The sequence below is a fragment of the Streptomyces aculeolatus genome, from assembly GCF_020400605.1.
Taxonomy (GTDB): domain Bacteria; phylum Actinomycetota; class Actinomycetes; order Streptomycetales; family Streptomycetaceae; genus Streptomyces; species Streptomyces aculeolatus.
The window spans coordinates 1-19,154 of sequence record NZ_JAINRD010000002.1 but is presented as its reverse complement, the minus strand read 5'-3'; the positions used below and the strand labels follow the sequence as shown (position 1 = coordinate 19,154).

16 protein-coding genes and 4 pseudogenes are annotated in these 19,154 nt (G+C 72.1%); 11 read left to right on the top strand and 9 right to left on the bottom strand.

Annotated features, from left to right (window positions below; all coding sequences use genetic code 11):
* Window positions 1-92: 92 nt before the first annotated feature.
* Window positions 93-228, top strand: a pseudogene (locus tag LG396_RS04365) (IS5/IS1182 family transposase); the annotation flags it as partial.
* A gap of 4 nt (window positions 229-232) precedes the next feature.
* Here LG396_RS04365 and LG396_RS04360 read toward each other — a convergent pair.
* On the bottom strand, window positions 233-820 hold the full coding sequence (locus LG396_RS04360) for a hypothetical protein (protein ID WP_225793655.1): 588 nt from the start codon (window positions 818-820) through the stop codon (window positions 233-235).
* Between LG396_RS04360 and LG396_RS04355 the strand changes: the two genes are divergently transcribed.
* Together LG396_RS04355 and LG396_RS04350 are read left to right on the top strand one after the other, a co-directional pair.
* Entirely contained in the window at window positions 716-1,459 is a 744-nt protein-coding gene (locus tag LG396_RS04355) for a transposase (protein WP_225794003.1), read from the top strand. The genes LG396_RS04360 and LG396_RS04355 overlap by 105 nt on opposite strands.
* A gap of 91 nt (window positions 1,460-1,550) precedes the next feature.
* Window positions 1,551-1,780: pseudogene (locus LG396_RS04350) on the top strand (IS5/IS1182 family transposase); the annotation flags it as partial.
* 29 nt (window positions 1,781-1,809) lie between these two features.
* Here the strand turns inward: LG396_RS04350 and LG396_RS04345 are convergent.
* Window positions 1,810-2,055, bottom strand: coding sequence for an Imm21 family immunity protein (locus tag LG396_RS04345; protein ID WP_225793654.1), 246 nt, complete (start codon window positions 2,053-2,055; stop codon window positions 1,810-1,812).
* Between the two features lie 30 nt (window positions 2,056-2,085).
* Here LG396_RS04345 and LG396_RS04340 point away from each other — a divergent pair.
* The 4 genes and pseudogenes from LG396_RS04340 to LG396_RS04325 form a co-directional block, all read left to right on the top strand.
* Window positions 2,086-2,472, top strand: a pseudogene (locus tag LG396_RS04340) (transposase); the annotation flags it as partial.
* Between the two features lie 310 nt (window positions 2,473-2,782).
* Complete coding sequence (locus tag LG396_RS04335; RefSeq protein ID WP_225793653.1) at window positions 2,783-3,451, top strand: RNA polymerase sigma factor; 669 nt, start codon at window positions 2,783-2,785, stop codon at window positions 3,449-3,451.
* The gene (locus tag LG396_RS04330) at window positions 3,448-4,707 is read left to right on the top strand and encodes a CU044_5270 family protein (RefSeq protein ID WP_225793652.1); all 1,260 of its coding nucleotides are present in this window, start codon (window positions 3,448-3,450) and stop codon (window positions 4,705-4,707) included. The genes LG396_RS04335 and LG396_RS04330 overlap by 4 nt, the downstream gene beginning before the upstream one ends.
* Before the next feature lie 1,103 nt (window positions 4,708-5,810).
* A complete protein-coding gene (locus LG396_RS04325) occupies window positions 5,811-6,152 on the top strand; it encodes a hypothetical protein (RefSeq protein ID WP_225793651.1) in 342 nt (113 codons plus the stop codon).
* 290 nt (window positions 6,153-6,442) lie between these two features.
* On the opposite strand, the gene LG396_RS04320 is transcribed toward LG396_RS04325, so the two are convergent.
* Together LG396_RS04320 and LG396_RS04315 are read right to left on the bottom strand one after the other, a co-directional pair.
* Window positions 6,443-7,588 (bottom strand): hypothetical protein, encoded by a 1,146-nt coding sequence (locus LG396_RS04320; RefSeq protein ID WP_225793650.1) that lies wholly within the window; start codon window positions 7,586-7,588, stop codon window positions 6,443-6,445.
* A 328-nt stretch (window positions 7,589-7,916) separates the two neighbouring features.
* Complete coding sequence (locus tag LG396_RS04315) at window positions 7,917-10,766, bottom strand: AfsR/SARP family transcriptional regulator (RefSeq protein ID WP_225793649.1); 2,850 nt, start codon at window positions 10,764-10,766, stop codon at window positions 7,917-7,919.
* Between the two features lie 180 nt (window positions 10,767-10,946).
* On the opposite strand from LG396_RS04315, the gene LG396_RS39910 reads away from it, so the two are divergent.
* Both LG396_RS39910 and LG396_RS04310 read left to right on the top strand, forming a co-directional pair.
* Entirely contained in the window at window positions 10,947-11,450 is a 504-nt protein-coding gene (locus LG396_RS39910; RefSeq protein ID WP_372483364.1) for a transposase family protein, read from the top strand.
* 131 nt (window positions 11,451-11,581) lie between these two features.
* Window positions 11,582-11,920 (top strand): annotated as a pseudogene (locus LG396_RS04310) (transposase); the annotation flags it as partial.
* A gap of 736 nt (window positions 11,921-12,656) precedes the next feature.
* Here the strand turns inward: LG396_RS04310 and LG396_RS04305 are convergent.
* The gene (locus LG396_RS04305; protein ID WP_225793648.1) at window positions 12,657-14,015 is read right to left on the bottom strand and encodes a class I SAM-dependent RNA methyltransferase; all 1,359 of its coding nucleotides are present in this window, start codon (window positions 14,013-14,015) and stop codon (window positions 12,657-12,659) included.
* A gap of 190 nt (window positions 14,016-14,205) precedes the next feature.
* Here LG396_RS04305 and LG396_RS04300 point away from each other — a divergent pair, with 190 nt between their 5' ends.
* Window positions 14,206-14,877 (top strand): potassium channel family protein, encoded by a 672-nt coding sequence (locus LG396_RS04300; protein WP_018838188.1) that lies wholly within the window; start codon window positions 14,206-14,208, stop codon window positions 14,875-14,877.
* A gap of 43 nt (window positions 14,878-14,920) precedes the next feature.
* Window positions 14,921-15,589, top strand: coding sequence for a potassium channel family protein (locus LG396_RS04295; protein WP_130457778.1), 669 nt, complete (start codon window positions 14,921-14,923; stop codon window positions 15,587-15,589).
* A 63-nt stretch (window positions 15,590-15,652) separates the two neighbouring features.
* On the opposite strand, the gene LG396_RS04290 is transcribed toward LG396_RS04295, so the two are convergent.
* The 4 genes from LG396_RS04290 to LG396_RS04275 form a co-directional block, all read right to left on the bottom strand.
* A complete protein-coding gene (locus LG396_RS04290) occupies window positions 15,653-16,468 on the bottom strand; it encodes a DUF3159 domain-containing protein (protein ID WP_018838186.1) in 816 nt (271 codons plus the stop codon).
* Complete coding sequence (locus LG396_RS04285) at window positions 16,465-16,869, bottom strand: OB-fold nucleic acid binding domain-containing protein (RefSeq protein WP_018838185.1); 405 nt, start codon at window positions 16,867-16,869, stop codon at window positions 16,465-16,467. Before LG396_RS04285 ends, LG396_RS04290 begins: the two co-directional genes overlap by 4 nt.
* Window positions 16,870-16,901: 32 nt before the next feature.
* Entirely contained in the window at window positions 16,902-17,585 is a 684-nt protein-coding gene (locus LG396_RS04280) for a response regulator (protein WP_225793647.1), read from the bottom strand.
* 137 nt (window positions 17,586-17,722) lie between these two features.
* Window positions 17,723-19,154: sensor histidine kinase (locus tag LG396_RS04275; protein WP_225793646.1), on the bottom strand; the 1,432-nt coding region annotated here is incomplete at its 5' end.

The following is a 19,154-nucleotide window of genomic DNA, read 5'->3' as shown; positions in this document are numbered from 1 at the left end:
GACTGGCCCCACCACGCGATCTCACAGTCCGGCTCGCTCCTGCTGGTGGAGACGGTCCGCAACGTCGGACCTGCTGGGTGGATCGGTTCTGGCTGCCGTGTCCAGGGCGGGAGTTGAGCGTTCGATGCGGTGTGGAGACATCGCCGTGGATCGCGTCGGACGAGTTGTGGGCTCGTAGTTGAGCCGTTGCTGCCGCAGGGTGGGCGCAGGTTCCGGTATCCGGGCCGGGCGCTCACCGCCGACCCCGCTGAGCGAATCGCCCTCTACGCGCCTGCGGATGCCTGCGCGAGTAGTCCGACAGCGGAGATGCATGGGAGTAGGTTGGCAGTTTGCGGATGGTCCTGGGAGGACCGAGGGCGATTCTTTTGCCGTTACTGCGGCAATGTTCGGCGAGTGGCAGCCCATCCAAACTCTGGATGGGCTGCCACCGGTCCGGGGATGCGGGCCGGGCGGAGGCCGGCCGTAGCGGGATGCCGATCCGGCTCAATCGGACCTTGTCCGTTCCGGTCGGCGTGGACACCTGATCGTTCTGTCTCCGAGCCGGCTGCAGTGGACGTGCAGCCTCGCCCAGCAACTGGCCGCCGCCGGCGAGCAGGTGGTGGACGTGCCCTCCACGCTCGCCGCCCGGGCCCGGTTGCTGGCAACGGGTGGGGACCGCTAGACCGACGAGGCCGACGCTCTGCACGTTGCCCAGGTCGCTCTCTTCCGGCAGGACCTGCGCGAGGTCGAGCCCGAAGGCCAGTCCACCATCCTGCGGCTGCTGACCGAGCGGCACGACGACCTGGTCCACGAGCGCACGCGCATCATCAACCGTCTCCATGCACTCCTGCGGGACCTGCTGCCCGGCGGTGCCCCCACCCGTCTGTCCGCGGAGAAGGCCGCCGCCCTGATGAAGGGCCTCCGTCCGGTCACCGCGACCGACAACTGCCGTCGCGACCTTGCTCGCGATCTCCTCGCCGACCTGCGGCGCATCGACCGCCAGATCCGGGACAACGGGGCCCAGATGCGTGACGCTCTGGCCGCCGTACGCACTCCGCTGACCACGCTGCCCGGGCTGGGCACCGTGCTCGCCGCCAAGCTGCTCGGACACGTCGGCGACGTCAGCCGCTTCCCCAGCGAGCACCACTTCGCCAGCTACACCGGCACGGCGCCCCTGCACGCCTCCAGCGGCAACAACACCCGCCACCGCCTCAACACCCGAGGCAACCGGGCACTGAACTCGGCGCTGCACATCATCGCCGCCTGCCAGATCCGCGACGGCGGCCGCGGCCGGGAGTACTACCTGCGGAAGATCGACGAGGGCAAGACACCAGCAGAGGCCCGCCGGGCCCTCAAACGACGCCTGTCGAACATGGTCTACCGCACCCTCAAACGCGACCACCACACAGGTCGCGCAGCCGCCGCTTGGCACACAGAGGCACTCATCAGCGTCTCCAAAGACGCCTGCCGGGCCCGGTGACACCCCCCAGGTCATCGAGTCGACAGGGGGGAACAGTCATACCGGCCCCGAAGGCCAGCGGCCCTCTTGCAGGACCGCGAAGAACATAACGGGGGATCGAGGTACGAGGCTCGTCGTCCCGCACCGCCGCGACTGACAGAGCGAGCCGCCTGCCTGGAAAGAAGAACACAACACCTCCCACCGCACGGTCCGCGCTCGGGTCGAGGACGCCTTGCCCGGATGGAGACCTGGAAGATCTTGCGCGACTGCCGTCTCAAGGGCGATGGCGTGCACCACGCGACGTTGGGCGTCGCTCATCTGCACAACCTTGCACGCCGCGGCCGACCGTACCTGACCGAGGCACTGCCCGATCAGGATTCGCACGGCAGGAACTGGACCAAGCCGACCCAGTTCTCCCCGTCCACCCAAGCCTGCGTGGTGCGGACCCTCCAGCAGCCGCCGGGCGGCGGGACCGTTGCCCGGGCGGGCATCCCGCCGCCGGGGTACTCCACACCCAGGTCGGAACCCGCCTCGGCGGAGTGCATGAGCACTGCCGGGCCGTCCGAGACCCAGGTGCCGCGCTCCTCCCACACCGTGGCCGGCGTGTTGCATCTCATGGTGAGCCACCGGGCCAGGCCGGTCACGTTGGTCGGCGTCATCATCAGCACCGCGCCGAGGCCCTGCCGGTCGACCGTGGCCGGACCGGCTCGAAGGACCACCTGATCACCGACGGGCACGACACCCCACTCACGGTCCCGCTGTCCCGGCGGCAACCGCAAGGGCGTCCACCAACCGCTGCCGCTGCTCGATGCGATCCCGCCGGCGGCCCCGATCGGTCATCCCCGCCGCATATCCGACTCGCTGTTCGCAGACCGCGGCTACGACCACGACGTCTACCGAGCCCAGGTCGACGCCCGCGGCGCTGTACCTGGCATCGCACGCCACGGCACCAAGCCCGGCACCGACCTGAGCACCTACCGCTGCGTGGCCGAGGGACCTTCGCCTGGCTGCAGGGCTTCCGACGCCTGCGCCTGGCCCGGTGCACGTCCATCAGCCCGGCGCAATCGCTCAGGGCGAGGGGGCGCCGACGCCCGCCATCGGCTCGAAAGACTGCCCGAACAGGTCGCGCCGTGTGTCAGAAGTCCTCCTCAGCAGCGGGCTCGACAGAAGGACGGTCCGGACGCCTTTGGGGGTCGTTGAGGCTCACCGCATTCGCCAGGGCCGGGAGCCATCGCCCGTGCGTCAGGGATTGGGAAGATGACCCGCCGTCGGTAACAATGCGCCCCCCGGACGCCATTACCTCGCGACAGCGCTCCACACGCCAGGAGGTACCGATGGTGGAACATGCGTGAGCCGGACGACGACGTGGTGCGTTTCACCGCAATGTACGACGACTTCCGGCAACGGGTGTGGGCCTACGCTGCCGCCCGGGCCGGGCGGCAGCGGGCCGACGAGGTCGTCAGCGAGACGTTCGCCGTCGCCTGGAGGCGTATCGGTGACGTGCCGGAGCCGCCGTTGCCGTGGCTGCTGGGCGTGGCCCGTATCCAGGTACGCAGCGGGGCCCGCGCGGCCGCGCAGCGGGCGGCGCAGGAGGCGCTGTTGCAGCCGCAGGCCGAGGTGGTGACGCAGGACGTCGCCGACGTTGTGGCAGAGCGGGTGACCGTGCTGCGGGCGCTGGCCGAGCTGGATCCGGACGACCGCGAGGTGCTGGTGCTGGTGGCCTGGCACGACCTGGACCAGCGGGGCGCGGCCGAGGTGCTGGGCTGTTCGCCGGTCGCCTTCCGGGTGCGGCTGCACCGCGCCCGCAAGCGGTTCGCCAGGGCGCTGGAGGACGTCACGCACGACGCCCGCCCCGCCGAAACCCCGCCCGTAGCGACCCCGCCCGCGCGCGCCGGAGTCGGCGCCCGCCCGGCTCGCGCCCGTGACTCCGGCACCGCCCGTGCCCGCAACGCCGAGACCGCCCGCCCCCGTAACACAGGCACCGCCCGTATCGCAGGAGAGGACCCCCGATGAGCCGTACGGACTCCCATGAGCTGATGCGGCGCCTGGCCGCCGCCCGCCCCGCCCACCTGGACCCGGTCCTCCCCGTGCCCGCCGCCACCCGCGCGGCCGAGCTGAGCCGGGCCATGGCGGCACCGGAGGCACCCGCCTCAGTCGCTGCCGCCCCCGTGCCGCCGCGACGCACGCTGCGCCGGCCCTACGCCTGGGGCGGCGGTCTGCTTGCCGGCGCCACTGCCGTCACCCTGCTCATCGTCTCGGCCACCTCCGGTTCCGGCCCTGCGGAGCCGCCGGACCACTGGGAGCTGGACGCGGTGGCGCCGCGGGCCGGCGATGCTGCCGACTCGGCCCTGCTGGCGGCGGCACACACGGCGGCGACGCAGGACGTCGTGCAGGACGGCCGTTACTGGCGCGTGTACTACGAGATGTGGCAGCAGCTCGCGGCCCGTGACACCGGCGAGAAGTACGGGATCGCCGGCGGTGCGCGCGAGACCCACTCCACGGACACCGAGACCGGTGAGTTCTGCGGGTCGGGCCAGAACTTCCCCTTCGCGCCCGCCTCCGCCGACGACCGCGAGGCGTGGGAGAAAGACGGATCGCCCAACCCCGTCTCGGTCACCATCGACCTGGCCACGGCCGTGCCGAGGGTGTTCAAGGTGGGCCCCGGCGACAGGATGCCGCTCTGGGCCGACGACGACGTCATGGGCTCCTTCGTGAAAGTCTGGCCGCGCGCCGGGAGCCCGACCCTGAAGCCGACACACGAGGCGCCCTTCCTCCTCGGCGGCCGGGGCCTCGGCCTGGAGCAGTTGAACGCCCTGCCGACCGACCCCGAAGCGCTCCGGGACGAACTCCTCACCGGCTACACGGGCAAGGCGAAGGCGGCGCCCGGGTCGCGCGAGACGTTCCTCTTCGATGCCGCCCGCACCTTGCTCCTCGACGTGCCGGTCAGCGGGGAGGTCCAGGCGGCAGCCTTCCGGATGCTCGCCGGCCTGGAAGGCGTCACCGTCATTGACGACGTCACCGACGTCGCAGGCCGAAAGGGCACCGCCGTCACCCTCGCCACCCCGGGCGAGAACGGCGGGACGCTGCAGGACCGGCTCATCTTCGACAAGGCCACGGCCCGCGGTCTGACCGCCGACACCGTCGTGATCGTCCCGGCGGGCGACTACGCCGACTACAAGGCGGGCGCGATCATCTCCGCCGAGTCGGTCGAGAAGAGCGAATGGACGGACAGCAAGATGCCAAGGCCGTGCCCGGTCCCCATGCCTTGACGAGACCTCGGAAAGGAGCGGGATCGTGCGCGGAAGCATGAAGAGTGCGGGGTACGCCGCCGTGCGGACACCGCCGTGACGGCACTCACCGCGGGCCTGACCGCGGCGCCGGGGGCGTCGTCCGGTGACAGCGGCAGTTCAACGGCGTACCGGCAACAGGCCGGGGCATGGGTGAGGTTGATCACCGGGGACCGGGTCCGGGCGGACGGCGCGGGCCGGCCCACTGCCATGGACCCGGGGCCCGGCAGGGAAGGAATACCGGTGCACACGTATGGGGACGGCGGCCACACCTACGTCGTGCCGAGCGACGCGAGCGGGCTCATCGCGGAGGGCACGGTGGACAGGCGGCTGTTCGACGTCGCTCTGCAGGGCAGCGCGGAATACGTACGCCATCGGCCCGACGGGCTGAAGCTCAGCGTCGACTACCGCGGCGAGAGCCCGGAGGCCCGGAGCAACTGCACGCCGTGGACGGCACGGACGTGCTGCACCGCTTCCCGCGGCTCAACGCCGAGGCGCTCACTACCGGCTGGGGTGAGGCGCCCGCGCTCTGGCAGGTGCTGACCAACCCTGAGCGCGGTGCGCGCTCGGAGTCCGGCGTGGCGCGCGTGTGGCTGGACGTTCTGGTACGGGCCGGCCTGGACACGAGCGTGCCGCGGACCGGCACCCGGCCGCGTGGGAGGCGGGGCACGACGGCAGCGGTGTGCAGATCGCCGTGCTGGACAGCGGCGTCGACGCCACCACCGGGACCTGGCGGGGCGGGTGGTCGCCGGCGGAAACTTCTCCGCTGCCGCGGACGGCAAGCACCGCTACGGCCACGGCACGCACGTCGCCTCGATCGCGGCCGGCACCGGTGCCGCCTCTCCGGGGCAGACGGCACGTTCACGCTGGCTGAAGCCCTGTCTTGCGGGCCCCCGGCGACGTGCTGGGGAGCCCGCACGATGGTGGAGTCCACCGAGACGGCCCAGTACAGGTCGTCTTCGGCGTCGGCCTGGGCCATCAGCCACGTGAACACCCGCTCCCGGGTGCCGCCGATGGCCCACATCCGCAGCCGGCCGTAGACGCCTCGCCAATTGCCGTACTGCTGCGCCGGGTAGTCTCCGGCCATGTCCTTGACCGACCTGAGTGCAAGGTTTCGCGACACAGATCAGCGGCGGCGCGTCCAGGCCGTTGTCCATGACCGGCTTGCGGACGACCGAGAACCTCAGGAGTGCCGCTATCTCATGCGGTTCTGGTGGCAGCTCAGCATGCCGTACCGGGAAGTGACCATGGAGCAGCTCGGATTGAACGTCAGCGAGGCGAAGCTTGTCGTTCTCGAAGAACTGATCCGAGCGATCAGGACGTCCCATGAACGGATCGACGCCTGGGTTGCCGCGACGCGGCAGGCGTTCCCGCCGATCGAAGACCTCGGCTTCAGGACCTCCCGCGACGGCAGCCCCGGGAGCTGACCGGGTCCAGGTCCACGTGCCCTGTCACGGCGCGTACGGTGCGTATCGGCCCCGCGCTTCCGTTCTGCTTGCGATCAGCCAGAATGTTTGTGCAAGGCCGCACCGGCACGGAACCGGAGTCTTCCGCAACGGCCCCTGTCCGCAACCGTCGCGTCATCGTCGCAGCAGCAGTGCTGGGCGAGCCAGCCGATGTCCTGGGATCGAGCCAGAGAGCGATACGGCCTCGTGCGGCTTCGGCCTGCGGGTCGGTGGGCTCCGGAGCGTTCATTCGGCGACTCTATGCTCCACTCTCACGAAGGGCCTGCCGTCGTGATCGACGGGTCTGACGGGCAGGTCGAGTTCCGGGGGTTCTGGCCTGCGATGTGGAGAGCGTGGACGACATCGTGGACGCCGGTGCCGGCGGTCAGCAGGTCGCGGCGGAGGTGGGCTTCGGCGGCGCGCAGGTGGGCGCGGACGGTGTTGCGGCTGAGGTCGAGCAGGCGGGCCACAGCCGCTCGGGGCATGCTTGTCACGAGGCAGGTGATGTCGACGGTGGTCTTCGGAAGGGAGTCCAGCGGCCGCAGGAGCGCACGGGCCCAGGCGAGAGCGGGCCGGCGGGGCAGGACCTCGCCCAACGGGGTCTGCTCCTGATGAGAGACCACGCGACCGGGGGTGGCCCGGGCGGCGGCCAGGGCATGGGCAGCCTGTCCGTATGCCTCGGCTGTGGAGCTGAGCGGATGCGAATTGCTGACACCCATTGCGTAACCAGCGTTGTCCCGCACCAGGCGGCGCAGCTCTTCGCCCAGGCCACCAGGGTGGCCGCCGGAGCCGTCCCCCTTCCGGCCACCGGTGTCGTCCGCGATGAGACAGATCACGTGCCCCTTGAAGATCGGGCAGTGCACCAACAGATCGGGACCGTGGTAGCCGGAGGGATCCTGGTAGGCCCGCACGATCCTGTCGCGGTCGGCAGGCAGGCAGTGCAGCAGATGGACACGCAGCCGGTCGGCCTCCAGCAACGGTGGAACGGCACCGGTCGTCATACGGCGGGCCGGCACCGGCCCCGCGACCAGCAGTGCCGAGAGGACCCCGAACCTCACCCGGCGCGCCTTGTACTGGAAGCCACGCCAGGTCCGATCGCCGTCCGTGGCGCGGCGGAGCAGTGTGATGACGCTGCCGGTGTGTGAGATCAGCGCAACCGCCTCCGGGCTCGGCACCGACCGGGCGGCAGCCACCAGTACAGGGCGCGAATCGTGCACACCGAGAACCTCACAGCGTACGTTCCAGCCGTCGGCCTGGGTCGCGGCTGCGGCCAACTGCCCGCCGGACATACGCGCGAGCAGCGGGGCGAGGGAACGCAGAATCTCCTGGGGAAAGCCTGCGGTGGACGAATCCACCGTGTCCCCGTCCGCCGCGACCAGCGCGAAGTCCGCGCCGGTGTGCCGGTGCAGCCGGTCCATGACCTCCCGCGCATCCGGCCCGTCCGCGCGGGATGCCTGACGTCTCACCTCACGCAGAAGCCCGTGAAGCCCTGCGGTGTCCCCATACGCCTCTACGTCCATCCCGGCCCTCAAACCGCCTCTGCCGACCCCCGAACTCCGCATACGTCCGGACACCGCCGACCCGCGGGACCGGCGGACCACAGCTGGCATCCGAGCCTCAGCGGTCCGCACAGCCCTATTCGCCGCCTGCATCGCCGAGCGGTACCGGTACCGGAGTTCTGACGCGGCGCCATGACGAAACCTGGACATGGCCGGGGCCCGAGGCACGGCCGGCAGAGGGGTCGCCCTACGCGCTTTGCAGGCGGGAGCGTGGTTCGGCCGCGGCCGGGTGACGGAGGTCTTCGAACATGCGCAGTGCCTGTGTCCACGACGTCCGGGCGGCCTCGGCGTCGCCGAGGTCCTTCTGTGCGTCGCCGAGAGCGGTGTGCGCCTTGGCTGCGTTGAGCGGGTCCGCGGCGTCGGGTGACTCCAGCAGTTCGATCGCTCGCCTGAAGCAGCGGATTGCCTCGTGCGGATCGCCGAGGCGGTGGTGGGCGCGGCCAAGGCTGTCGCAGGTGATGCCCATGAAGTACAGGTCGCCCACGCTCTCCTGTACGGCCAGCGCCTGCCGGGAGAGCGCCAGCGACGACGCGGGCTGGCCGAGCAGGCCGTAGATCCAGCCGATGGTGTTCAACTCGCGGCCCTCGCCACGGCGGTCACCGGCCTGACGATAGAGGGCGAGGGACTTGCGCGCGTGCTTCAGGGCCGGCTCCGGCTCGTCGCCTACCTCGTGCAGGATGGCCACGTAGTGGTGGACCTCCGCCTGACCGGCGAGGTCACCGCTGCTGCGGAACAGTTCGTAGGCAGTGTCCAGATGCTGCCGTGCCTGCTCGATGCCGCCCAGCCGGAAGGCCGAGCGGGCCTGGTCGCACAGGACGGCAGCCAGCTCGGGATCCCCCGCGGGGTCGCCGGCCGTCCGGCGGGCAGTCGCGAGGACAGTCTGAAGCAGTCGGTTCTGCTCGATCCACCGCCCATCGCGGTCGAGGTAGGTGCCCAGCCTGCGGCCCAGACGGACAACATGCCCGTCGAGATCGGTGTGCACGGCGAGTCGTACGGCATCGGTGAGGGTACGCCGCTCGGTGGCGAACCAGGCGTAGGCCGGCGACGCCTCGGCGAAGGTCTCGGGGGTGATGCCGGACGGGGGCGGGCCGAGGTCCGGGAGCCGGTCGCGGTGGGCCCACAGGGTCCGGCACGCGGCGTGGGCCGAGTGCAGGTAGTAGTCGAGCGTGCGGCGGACGGCTTCCTCGCGCCGCTCTTCCGCGTCCTGTTCGCGCGCCAGTTCGGCGGCGTAGTCGCGCAGCAGGTCGTGCATGGCGAACCTGCCGGGCGCCCGCTCGTCCAGCACGCTGGCCCAGGTCAACTCGCGCAGGAGGGGCCGGGCCCGCGGCGGCCCGATACCGGCCAGGGCGGCTGCCGCGCCGGTGCCGAACTCGGGCCCCGGGTGGAGGCCGAGCAGCCGGAACAGCCGGGCGGCGGCGGGGCTCAGTACGCGGTACGACCAGGAGAGGACCGTCCGTACGTCCGCCGTCAGTTCGCAGCCACCGGAGTCGGGCGTCCGGTCGGCCAGCGCGGTGAGGGTGATACCCGGACGTGCGGCGAGGTGGGCGGCGGCCAGGGCAAGAGCCAGCGGCAGCCGTTCGCAACCGTTCACGATGTCCGACACCGCGTCCTGCCGGCCCGCCAACTGCTCGGCCGTCAGGCGCCGGACGAGCAGTTGCCGCGCCTCCTCCGTACTGAACGGCTCCAGCACGATCTGATCCGCACCCGTCTCGGCGACGAGGCTGGGAAGCCGGTGGCGGCTGGTGATCAGGGTGGCGCATCCCGGTGCGCCGGGCAGCAGCGGCAGCACCTGGCAGTCGTCGCGGGCGTTGTCGAGAACCACCAGTACCCGCCGGCCCGCCAGCAGGCTGCGGAACAGACCGGTGCGGGCGTCGGTGCCCTCGGGGATCCGGCTGTCGGGGATCCGCAGTGCCTGCAGACAGGCCCGCAGGGCCTCGGCGGGCTCGACCGGGCTGTCCCCCGCGGCGAACCCGCGCAGGTTCACGTACAACTGCCCGTCGGGAAACCGCTCCGCGACCCGCTGCGCCCAGTGCACCGCAAGCGCGGTCTTCCCCACCCCCGCGGTGCCGACCACGGCGCAGATCGACGCATCCGCAGAACCCCCGTCCGCCCCCGGCAACAGCCGCTCCAGACGGCGGAGATACGCCTCCCGCCCGGTGAACCCGGCCACGCCCGGCGGCAACTGCGCGGGGCGTACGGCCGGCGGGGCATCGCCGGTCAGGGCTCGGGGCTGCGCGATGCTCTCCTCGCCGGGGTCGGGTTGCTCCTGACGCCGGTGCAGGCCGGGGCTGCGGCGGAGGATCAGCTCGTGCAACCGGCGCAGCTCGGGACCAGGTTCCTCGCCGATCTCCCCGACGAGGGACGCGCGCGTACGGGCGTACACCTGAAGGGCGTCGGACTGCCGCCCGGACCGGTACAGGGCCAGCATCAACCGCCCCGCCAGCGGCTCGGCCAGCGGGTGCTCCACGACCTCCGCCGACAGGCCGGCCACCGACTCCGCGTGCCGGCCCAGCTCCAGCTCGACATCGTACCGATCGGTCAGCAGCGAGACCCGCTCCCGCTCCAACCCGGCCCGCACCTGCTCCGCCCACTCCCCCCGCAGCCCGGCCAGCGGCGTGCCCCGCCACAGCGCGCTCGCCTCGCCGAACAGCTTCGCCGCCCGCTCCGGATCGTCGGACCGATCCGACCTTCCCTGAGCGGCGAGAGCGCGAGTGTGTTGCAGATCGACGCTCTCCAGGGAGATGTCCAGCGCATATCCGCCGTTACCGCGGCGTAGTACGGGGGCGTGCGGACCGTCCTGCGCGGCCTGCCGCAGGAGCCGGCGCAGCCGGGAGACGTACGTATACAGCACGTCACGCGCGGCTCCGGACGACTCCTCGCGCCAGACGTGCCTGATCAACGTCTCGACCATGACCAGCCTGCCGGGGGCCATCGCCAGCACCGCCAGCACACACCGCTGCTGCGGCGGCCCCAGCGGGTACTGCCGCCCGTCCGCCCCGCGGAGCTCCACCGGGCCTAGCAGCCGTAACTCGCTCACTGCGTCGATCCTCCGCTTGTTCCGCTCCGAGGGGATGTCGTCCGCCGACGAGCACGACGCCCTCCGGGAGGCGTCGGCGGCATCGCGGGAGTCGGCGCGAGGGCGGCCGGTCCGGTGAACGAGGCTAGGTGACGCGGTAGCGGCCCGCCAACGTGCACGGTGCTCAATTCCGGGCGCTGGATGTGCACGGTGCGCAGACCCCCGTGCCGGTCGCTCCCTCCCGTGCCGTCTGGTGGCCGACATCGTCGAGGAGCGCTGCGGATTCACGGCCCTCGCCCTGGCCCGGTAGCCGCACGGCGCTCGCCGCAGACTGCGCGTGACCCTCGCCATGCGTGTCGGACCCGGCGCCGCGCTCTGTTCAGCGGTGCCGGGTCCGGCAGTTCGGTGTGGGGAATCGGTCACCTGCGTCACTGCGCCACCCACGACGTGCGGGCCTGCTGGTTCGGCGTCGACCGCTCCACCATCACCTGCGCCACCGGCGAAGTGCGGCGGCTGCTGGCCCAGCGGGGCTGCATTGGCGCGCCCTGCGTCCGGCTACGCACCCTCGCCGAGGTCATCGACCATCTCGGTGCCGACGGACAGACCGGGATCCTCGACGGCACCGCGATCCGCGTACGCCGCCCGGCCGCCGGACGCCAGGACCGGACCAGTTCACCTCCGGCAAGACCAAGCAAAACGCGGTGAGGTCCCTTGTGGTCACCGACGCCGACGGGCGTTGCCGTTCTGCAGCCCGACTCGGCCCGGTAGCTGCGCGGATATCACCCACGCCCGCCAGTTGGGACTGGCCGAGCTGCTGGCCGGCGGGCCATCCAGGCCCCGACGACCTCGACGTGCACCTGATCCTGGACCACTACGCAACCCACAAGACGCCCGACATCAAACGGTGGCTGCTGGCCCACCCCAGGTTCCACCTGCACTTCACCCCAACCAGCGCTTCCTGGCTGAACCTGGTCGAGCGGTGGTTCGCCGAGCTGACCCAGAAGAAACTCAAGCGCGGCGTCCACCACTCCGTCCAAGCCCTCGAACGCGACATCCGATCCTGGCTCGCCGACTGGAACCAGCACCCCAGACCGTTCGTCTGGACCAAGACCGCCGACAAGATCCTCGACAAAGTCGCCACCTACTGCCGACGAATCTCCGACTCAGGTCACTAGCCTCGCGGTTTCGCTTCATGTGGCTGAGCTGGTCGGATGTGGGTGAAGCGGTGGTCTCGGCCGGCGCGGGGCCGTTCCGGCATAGCCGGGCCGGGAGGAGCCCCCAGGACGGAGGGCTCCCCGCACATGCGGGGTTGGTCCCTCGTGGAGCACCACGTTGTCCCCCGTGATTCGCTGCTCCCCGCGCCCGCGGGGCGGTCCTGCTCGGTGACAGCCTGCCCAGTCATGTGGCTGTCAGCTGCACGCAGCTGTGCTGAAGGCACGCTTCTTCGAACGGCGCGGCCAAACGCAAGATCGAGTAGCACTCGGGCCAGCTAACGATCTCTGCGACTCTCCGGTGTGCGGACGCTGATGAGAACTCAGCAGGAAACCGCAGGTCGAAACGATCCCTCTGAGGGGTCTCTGGGTGGGGCGGGTGGGACTCGAACCCACGGCAGCACCATCCGCCCGAAAGCGGCCGACCCCGGCCCTCTTCTGCTCTCAACACTCGCGTTCTCCACGGCCTCGACCAAGATCAACGGAAAGCGGTGCGCGCTCTCCGTACAGGACTCAGCAACCTGGAGGGCAAGCTCACTCGCCCGTCCGGAATGCTGTCTACCCAGCTCAACGAGGCATTTGAAGCAAGATCAACGAGCGTCAAACGAGCGTCAAGATACCTCGGAGAGCGTCATTTCAGCGTCAAGATATCGCCCATACCGCACACAACGCACATCATGCACATCACGAAAAGTGCAGGTCAGGACGCCTTTTCGGCCCTCACAAGCACCGCCACGCACTCCATGTGGTGGGTCATCGGGAAGAGGTCGAAGGCGCGGAGCCACTTCGGGGTGTAGCCCGCGGCGCTGAAGTACGAGAGGTCTCGGGCCAGGGCTGCCGGGTCGCAGGCGACGTAGGCGATGCGGCGGGGGTGGAGGGCGGTGATCTGGGTGACCACCTGGCGGCCGGCGCCCGTGCGGGGTGGGTCCAGGACGACGAGGTCCGCTTCCGTGATGCCCGTGCGGGGCAGGACGCGGTCCACCTTGCCCTGTTCGATGCGGACGCGGTCGAGGTCGGCGAGGTTGTGGCGGGCGTCGGTGGCCGCGCGTTTGCCGGATTCGATGCCGAGGACCGCGCCCTTGGGGCCGACGCGTTCGGCGAGGGCGCCGGCGAAGAGGCCGACGCCGCAGTAGAGGTCGAGGGCCATGTCGCCCTTCTTCGGCATCAGGCCCGTCATCACCGTTTCGACGAGCAGGTCCGCGCCCCGCGGGTGGACCTGCCAGAAGCCGCCCGCGCCGACGCGCCAGGTGCGGCCCGCGGCGCGTTCGCGGACGAAGTCGCGGCCGTGGACGCGGTGGACCGCGGCGGGGGTGCCCGGGGTGCGGGAGTCCTCGGCGCGGAGTACGGAGACGGGGCGGTCCAGTTCGACCAGGGGGAGCCGGCCGCCGGGGCGGGGGGTGAGGACGACCTGGCGGTCGCCGGAGCCGGTGGCGGCGATGGCCTCCACCGTGGCGGTCTGCGGCCACTCCCGGGCCTCCACGCCCAGCTCCTCCACCTCCGGGGCGGCGATCAGGCAGCGGTCGACGGGCTGTACCTCGTGCGAACGGTGCTTGCGCAGGCCCGCCCGGTCGTCGGCGCCGATCGCGAACTGCACCCGGGTGCGCCACGCCGGCACCTCGCCCTTCGGCACCTTGTCGCCCGGCACCGGCTCCACTGTGCCGTCCCACCCCGCGTCCTCGGCGGTGAGCCCCGCGAGCCGGCTCAGCTGCTCGGCGAGGACGTCGGCCTTCAGGCGCCGCTGGGCGCCCGGGGCGACGTGCTGGAAGTCGCAGCCGCCGCACTTGCCGGGGCCGGCGTAGGGGCACGGGGCCTCGATGCGGTCCTTCGCGGGCGCCAGCACCCGTACCGCGTCCGCGCGCAGGAAGCGTGCGCCGGCGTGCCCCTCGGTGACGCGCGCGACGACTCGTTCGCCGGGCAGCGTGTGGCGTACGAAGAGCACCTGGCCCTCCGCCGTACGGGCGACACAGTGCCCCCCGTGCGCCACCGGGCCGACCTCGACCTCGTACTCCTCCCCTACGGCGCTCGGGGACGTGGCGGGCGCCTGCTGTTCTTCGGGCACGGGGCGGACTCCTGGGAAGGGGGTGGGTGCGGCGCTGCGGCCGCGCGCCAGTCTAGGCCGCCCGCGAAGGCCGTACGGTACGGGCCGTCCCCCGCGCCCCACGGGCCGGCCGGCGCCACCCGGGGTGCCCCCTGGCCCAGGGGGTGTGTAGCTTGAACGGAAAAGGCCAGCCGAGGCGGAGGGACGCCGCGTGCACATCGTGATCATGGGGTGCGGCCGGGTGGGCTCCACCCTGGCGCGCACGCTGGAGCAGCAGGGGCACACGGTGTCGGTGATCGACCGCGACCCCACCGCCTTCCGCCGCCTCGGCCCCGGCTTCGGCGGGCGCCGCATCACCGGTATCGGCTTCGACCAGGACACCTTGAAGGACGCCGGCATCGAGGAGGCCGGGGCCTTCGCCGCGGTCAGCTCCGGCGACAACTCGAACATCATCGCCGCCCGCGTCGCCCGCGAGATGTTCGGCGTCGAGAACGTCGCCGCCCGGATCTACGACCCCCGCCGGGCCGAGGTCTACCAGCGCCTCGGCATCCCCACCGTCGCCACCGTCCGCTGGACCGCCGACCAGATGCTGCGCCGGCTGCTGCCCTCGGGCGCCGAGCCGCTGTGGCGGGATCCGAGCGGCCGGGTGGAGCTGGCCGAGGTGCACACCTCGGCGGCCTGGATCGGCCGCCGGGTGGCCGAGCTCCAGGAGGAGACGGGCGTACGGGTCGCGTTCCTCACCCGGCAGGGCGAGGCCGTGCTGCCCACCGCCAAGACGGTGCTGCAGGACGGCGACCTGGTGCATGTGATCATGCGTACCGACGAGGTGGAGCAGGTCGAGGCGGCCTGTGCGAAGGGCCCGGACACGGAGGACCGACGGTGAGCGACGCAGACGCGCGCGGCGGCGGAGCGAAGGGAGCAGCGCTGTGAGAGTCGCGATCGCAGGTGCCGGCGCGGTGGGCCGCTCCATCGCGGGCGAGCTGCTGGACAACGGGCACGAGGTGCTGCTCATCGACAAGACCCCCACCGCCATCGCCGTCGAGCGCGTGCCGCGGGCGGAGTGGCTGCTCGCCGACGCGTGCGAGATCGCCTCGCTGGACGAGGCCGCGCTGCAGCGCTGCCACGTGGTCATCGCGGCGACCGGCGACGACAAGGTGAACCTCGTCGTCTCGCTGCTCGCCAAGACGGAGTACGGCGTGCCGCGCGTGGTCGCCCGGGTCAACAACCCGCGCAACGAGTGGCTCTTCACCGAGGCGTGGGGCGTGGACGTCGCCGTCTCCACGCCGCGGCTGATGTCCGCCCTGGTGGAGGAGGCCGTCAGCGTCGGCGACCTGGTCCGGCTGCTGCGCTTCAGCCACGGCGACGCGAACCTCGTCGAGCTGACGCTGCCGGAGGAGTCGGCGCTCATCGGCACCGCCGTCGGTGACGTCGACTGGCCGGCGGACACGACGCTGGTGACGATCATCCGCGGCAGCACGGTCCTCACCCCGAAGCCCGACGACACCCTGGAGGCGGGCGACGAGCTGCTCTTCGTCGCCGCGCAGGCCCGCGAGGAGCAGCTGGAGGAGCTGCTTTCCGTACGGCGCGACGGCTGACCCGGGGGCTCCGGCAGCGGGGCGGGGCGGGGCAGTCCCGGCCTGGGCAGCCCCGGGCGGGGGCTAGTCCCGTTCCGCCGTCGCCTTCCGTGCCTTCTCGCGCTCCTCTTCGGCCTTCTCCTCCGCCTCCATCTCCGCGATCACGTCGATCGGCGGCGGCGCCTGCTTGAGGAAGATGTACGTGAGCGTGACCGCCAGCAGCAGCGGCGGGATCTTCAGCGCCACGATCACCCAGCCGAACTCCTTGGGGTCCGCCCAGAAGTACAGCGGGAAGAGGATCGCGGACTTCGCCAGGAAGATCAGGCCCCAGGCCCAGCTCGCCTTGGAGTACGCCTTCTTGCGGCCGGGGTTGCGGGTGCGCCACGACAGGTTCTCGCGGAACAGCGGGCCGAGGATCAGCCCGATCAGCGGCACGCCCGCGAGCGTGGTGAGGATGTACGCCAGCGCCAGGCCGAGGCCGTAGAGGAGGCCGGGGAGGTAGAAGTCCTTGGCGTTGCCGGTCATCGACGCGAAGGCGACGCCGATGGCCACGCCGAAGACACCGCTGAAGGCGTGCTTGTAGGTGCCGCCGGTGACCAGCCGGGTGAGGCCGAGCAGCAGCGAGACGCCGAGGGCGGCGATGGCGGAGGGCTTGATGTCCGAGCCGATGGTGTAGACGAGCACGAAGACGAGCCCGGGGACGGTGGTCTCCACCATGCCGCGGATCCCGCCGAACGCCTCGGCCATGGCGGCCTGGGTGACGGCGTGCGAGTCGCCCTGCGGTACGTCGGAGCCGGGACGGCCCGCGTCGTCACCGGGCACGGGCGCGGTCCCGGAGGGGCCGCCGGTCGTGCCGGTGCCGCCGGCGGGGTCGTCGGCCGGCTTCTCGAATGACGTCACCGCTGCTCCTGTCCGAGGGGTCGCAGTTCGTACTTGGGGTTGAAGAGCACCCGCCGGCCGCGGCTCATGGCGATCCGGCCGGAGGCGGTCAGGCTGCGGCCCGGCTCGATGCCGGTGATGGCGCGGCGGCCGAGCCAGACCAGGTCGAGCGAGTCCGTGCCGTCGAAGAGCTCCGCCTGCAGCGCGGGGACGCCGGCGCGCGGCTGGAGCGTGACGGTGCGCAGACTGCCGGTGACGGTGACCACCGCGCGGTCGTGGCACTGCCGGATGGGTGTGACGTCGGCGGTGTCCGCGTCGGGCGGCAGGGTGTCCTCCGCCGGCGGCTCCGCGGCGCCGGTGATCCGGCCCAGCAGCCGGCGGAACGGGCCGGCGGGGCGGTCTTCGCTGCGGGCGGGGTCCATGCCCGCAGGGTACCCGCCCGGGGCGGTCCGTTTCACTGCTCGAAGCGGTAGCCCATGCCCGGCTCGGTGACGAAGTGGCGCGGGTGGGCCGGGTCGGCCTCCAGCTTGCGGCGGAGCTGGGCCATGTAGACGCGCAGGTAGTTGGTCTCCGTGCCGTACGAGGGTCCCCAGACCTCCTTGAGGAGCTGCTTCTGGCTGACCAGCCGGCCGGCGTTGCGTACCAGCACTTCGAGCAGGTGCCACTCGGTGGGCGTGAGGCGTACGTCGGCGCCGTCGCGGTTGACCTTCTTGGCCGCGAGGTCGACGGTGAAGGTCTCCGTGGCGACGACGGCCTGGTCCCCTTCGGGGGCCGCGGGCTCGGCCCTGCGGACGGCGGCGCGCAGCCGGGCCAGCAGCTCGTCCATGCCGAAGGGCTTGGTCACGTAGTCGTCCGCGCCCGCGTCGAGGGCCTCGACCTTCTCGTCGGAGCTGTGCCGGGCGGAGAGCACCAGGATCGGCACCCGGGTCCAGCCGCGGATGCCGCGGATGACGTCGACGCCGTCCATGTCGGGCAGGCCGAGGTCCAGGACGATCACGTCGGGGTGGCGGTCGGCGGCGAGCTTGAGCGCGGTGGCGCCGTCCTGGGCGGCGTCGACCTCGTACTTGCGCGCCTTGAGGTTGATGACGAGCGCGCGCACGATCTGCGGCTCGTCGTCGACCACGAGCACCCGGTGCATGGCGGCTGCCTTTCGTCCATTCGGAGGATACGGAGACGGGGACGCGGTGGGAGACGGGTCCGGGGAGGCCGGGGACGTCGGGGACGCGGTACGCGCCGATGCCGCCGGGGGCGGGGCGGCGCACCCGCGGACGGACGTCACGTCGTCGCCTGGGCCGGCAGCTCGGCGGGCGCGGCCGGGCCGCGGCCCGGGGCCGCCCGCAGCGTGAGCACCATGGTCAGCCCGCCGCCGGGGGTGTCCTCCGCGACGAGGGTGCCGTCCAGCGCCTCGGCGAAGCCGCGGGCGACCGCGAGGCCGAGGCCCACGCCGGCGCCGCGGGGGGCGTCCCCGTAGCGCTGGAAAGGCTCGAAGATCCGGTCCTTGCCGCTGTCCGGGACGCCGGGGCCGCGGTCGACGACGCGCAGCTCGACCCGGCCGCCGAGCGCGCTGGCCTGCACCAGGACGGGAGTGCCGGGCGGGCTGTACTTGACCGCGTTCTCGACGACGTTCGCCACCGAGCGCTCCAGCAGCCCGGCGTCGACGGCGACCATCGGCAGGCTCTCGGGGATCCGCAGCGTGACGCTGCCCTCGGGCACCCCGGCCAGCGCCTTGGGCACGACCTCGTCGAGGTCGACCTCGCGCAGCAGCGGCGTGACGGTACCGGTCTGCAGCCGGGACATGTCGAGCAGGTTGCCGACGAGGGCGTCGAGGCGGTCGGCGCCCTCCTCGATGGCGGCGAGCAGCTCCGCCTCGTCCTCCTCGGACCACGCCACGTCGTCGGAGCGCAGCGAGGTGACGGCGGCCTTGATGGCGGCGAGCGGGGTGCGCAGGTCGTGGCTGACGGCGGCCAGGAGCGCGGTGCGGATGCGGTTGCCCTCGGCGAGCTTGCGGGCCTCCACGGCCTCGGCGGACAGCCGCTGCCGCTCCAGTACGACGGCGGCCTGGGCGGCGAACGCGCCGAGCACCCGGCGGTCGGCGGCGGGCAGCTTGCGGCCGGTGAGCGCCAGTGCCATGTCGTCGCCCACGGGCATGTCGGCGTCGGCGTCGTCCGGCCCCGCGGGCGCGCCGGCGCTGCTGCCGACGCGGCCGACGCAAGTCCAGCCGTCCTCGCCGCGCTGCCGCTCGAAGAGCGCCACGGACTCCATGCCGAACGTCTCGCGGACCCGGTCGAGCAGCGATTCGAGCGACCCCTCGCCGCGCAGCACGCTGCCCGCGAGCAGCGACATCACCTCCGACTCGGCGCGCAGCCGGGCGGCCTGGGAGGTGCGGCGGGCGGCGAGGTCGACAACGGACGCGACGGCGACGGCGACCGCGAAGAAGACGACGAGGGCGACGATGTTGCGCGCGTCGGCGATGGTGAAGGTCTCCACGGGCGGGGTGAAGTAGTAGTTCAGCAGCAGCGAGCCGACACCGGCGGAGGCCAGCGCGGGCAGCGTGCCGCCGAGGAGCGCCGCGAGCACGGTGGCGAAGAGGAACAGCAGCACCTCGTTGGCCAGCCCGAGGCTCCGGTCGAGCATGAGCATCACCGTGGTGAGCAGCACGGGCCCGACCAGGCCGACGAGCCAGCCGGCGACGATGCGGCGGCGGCCC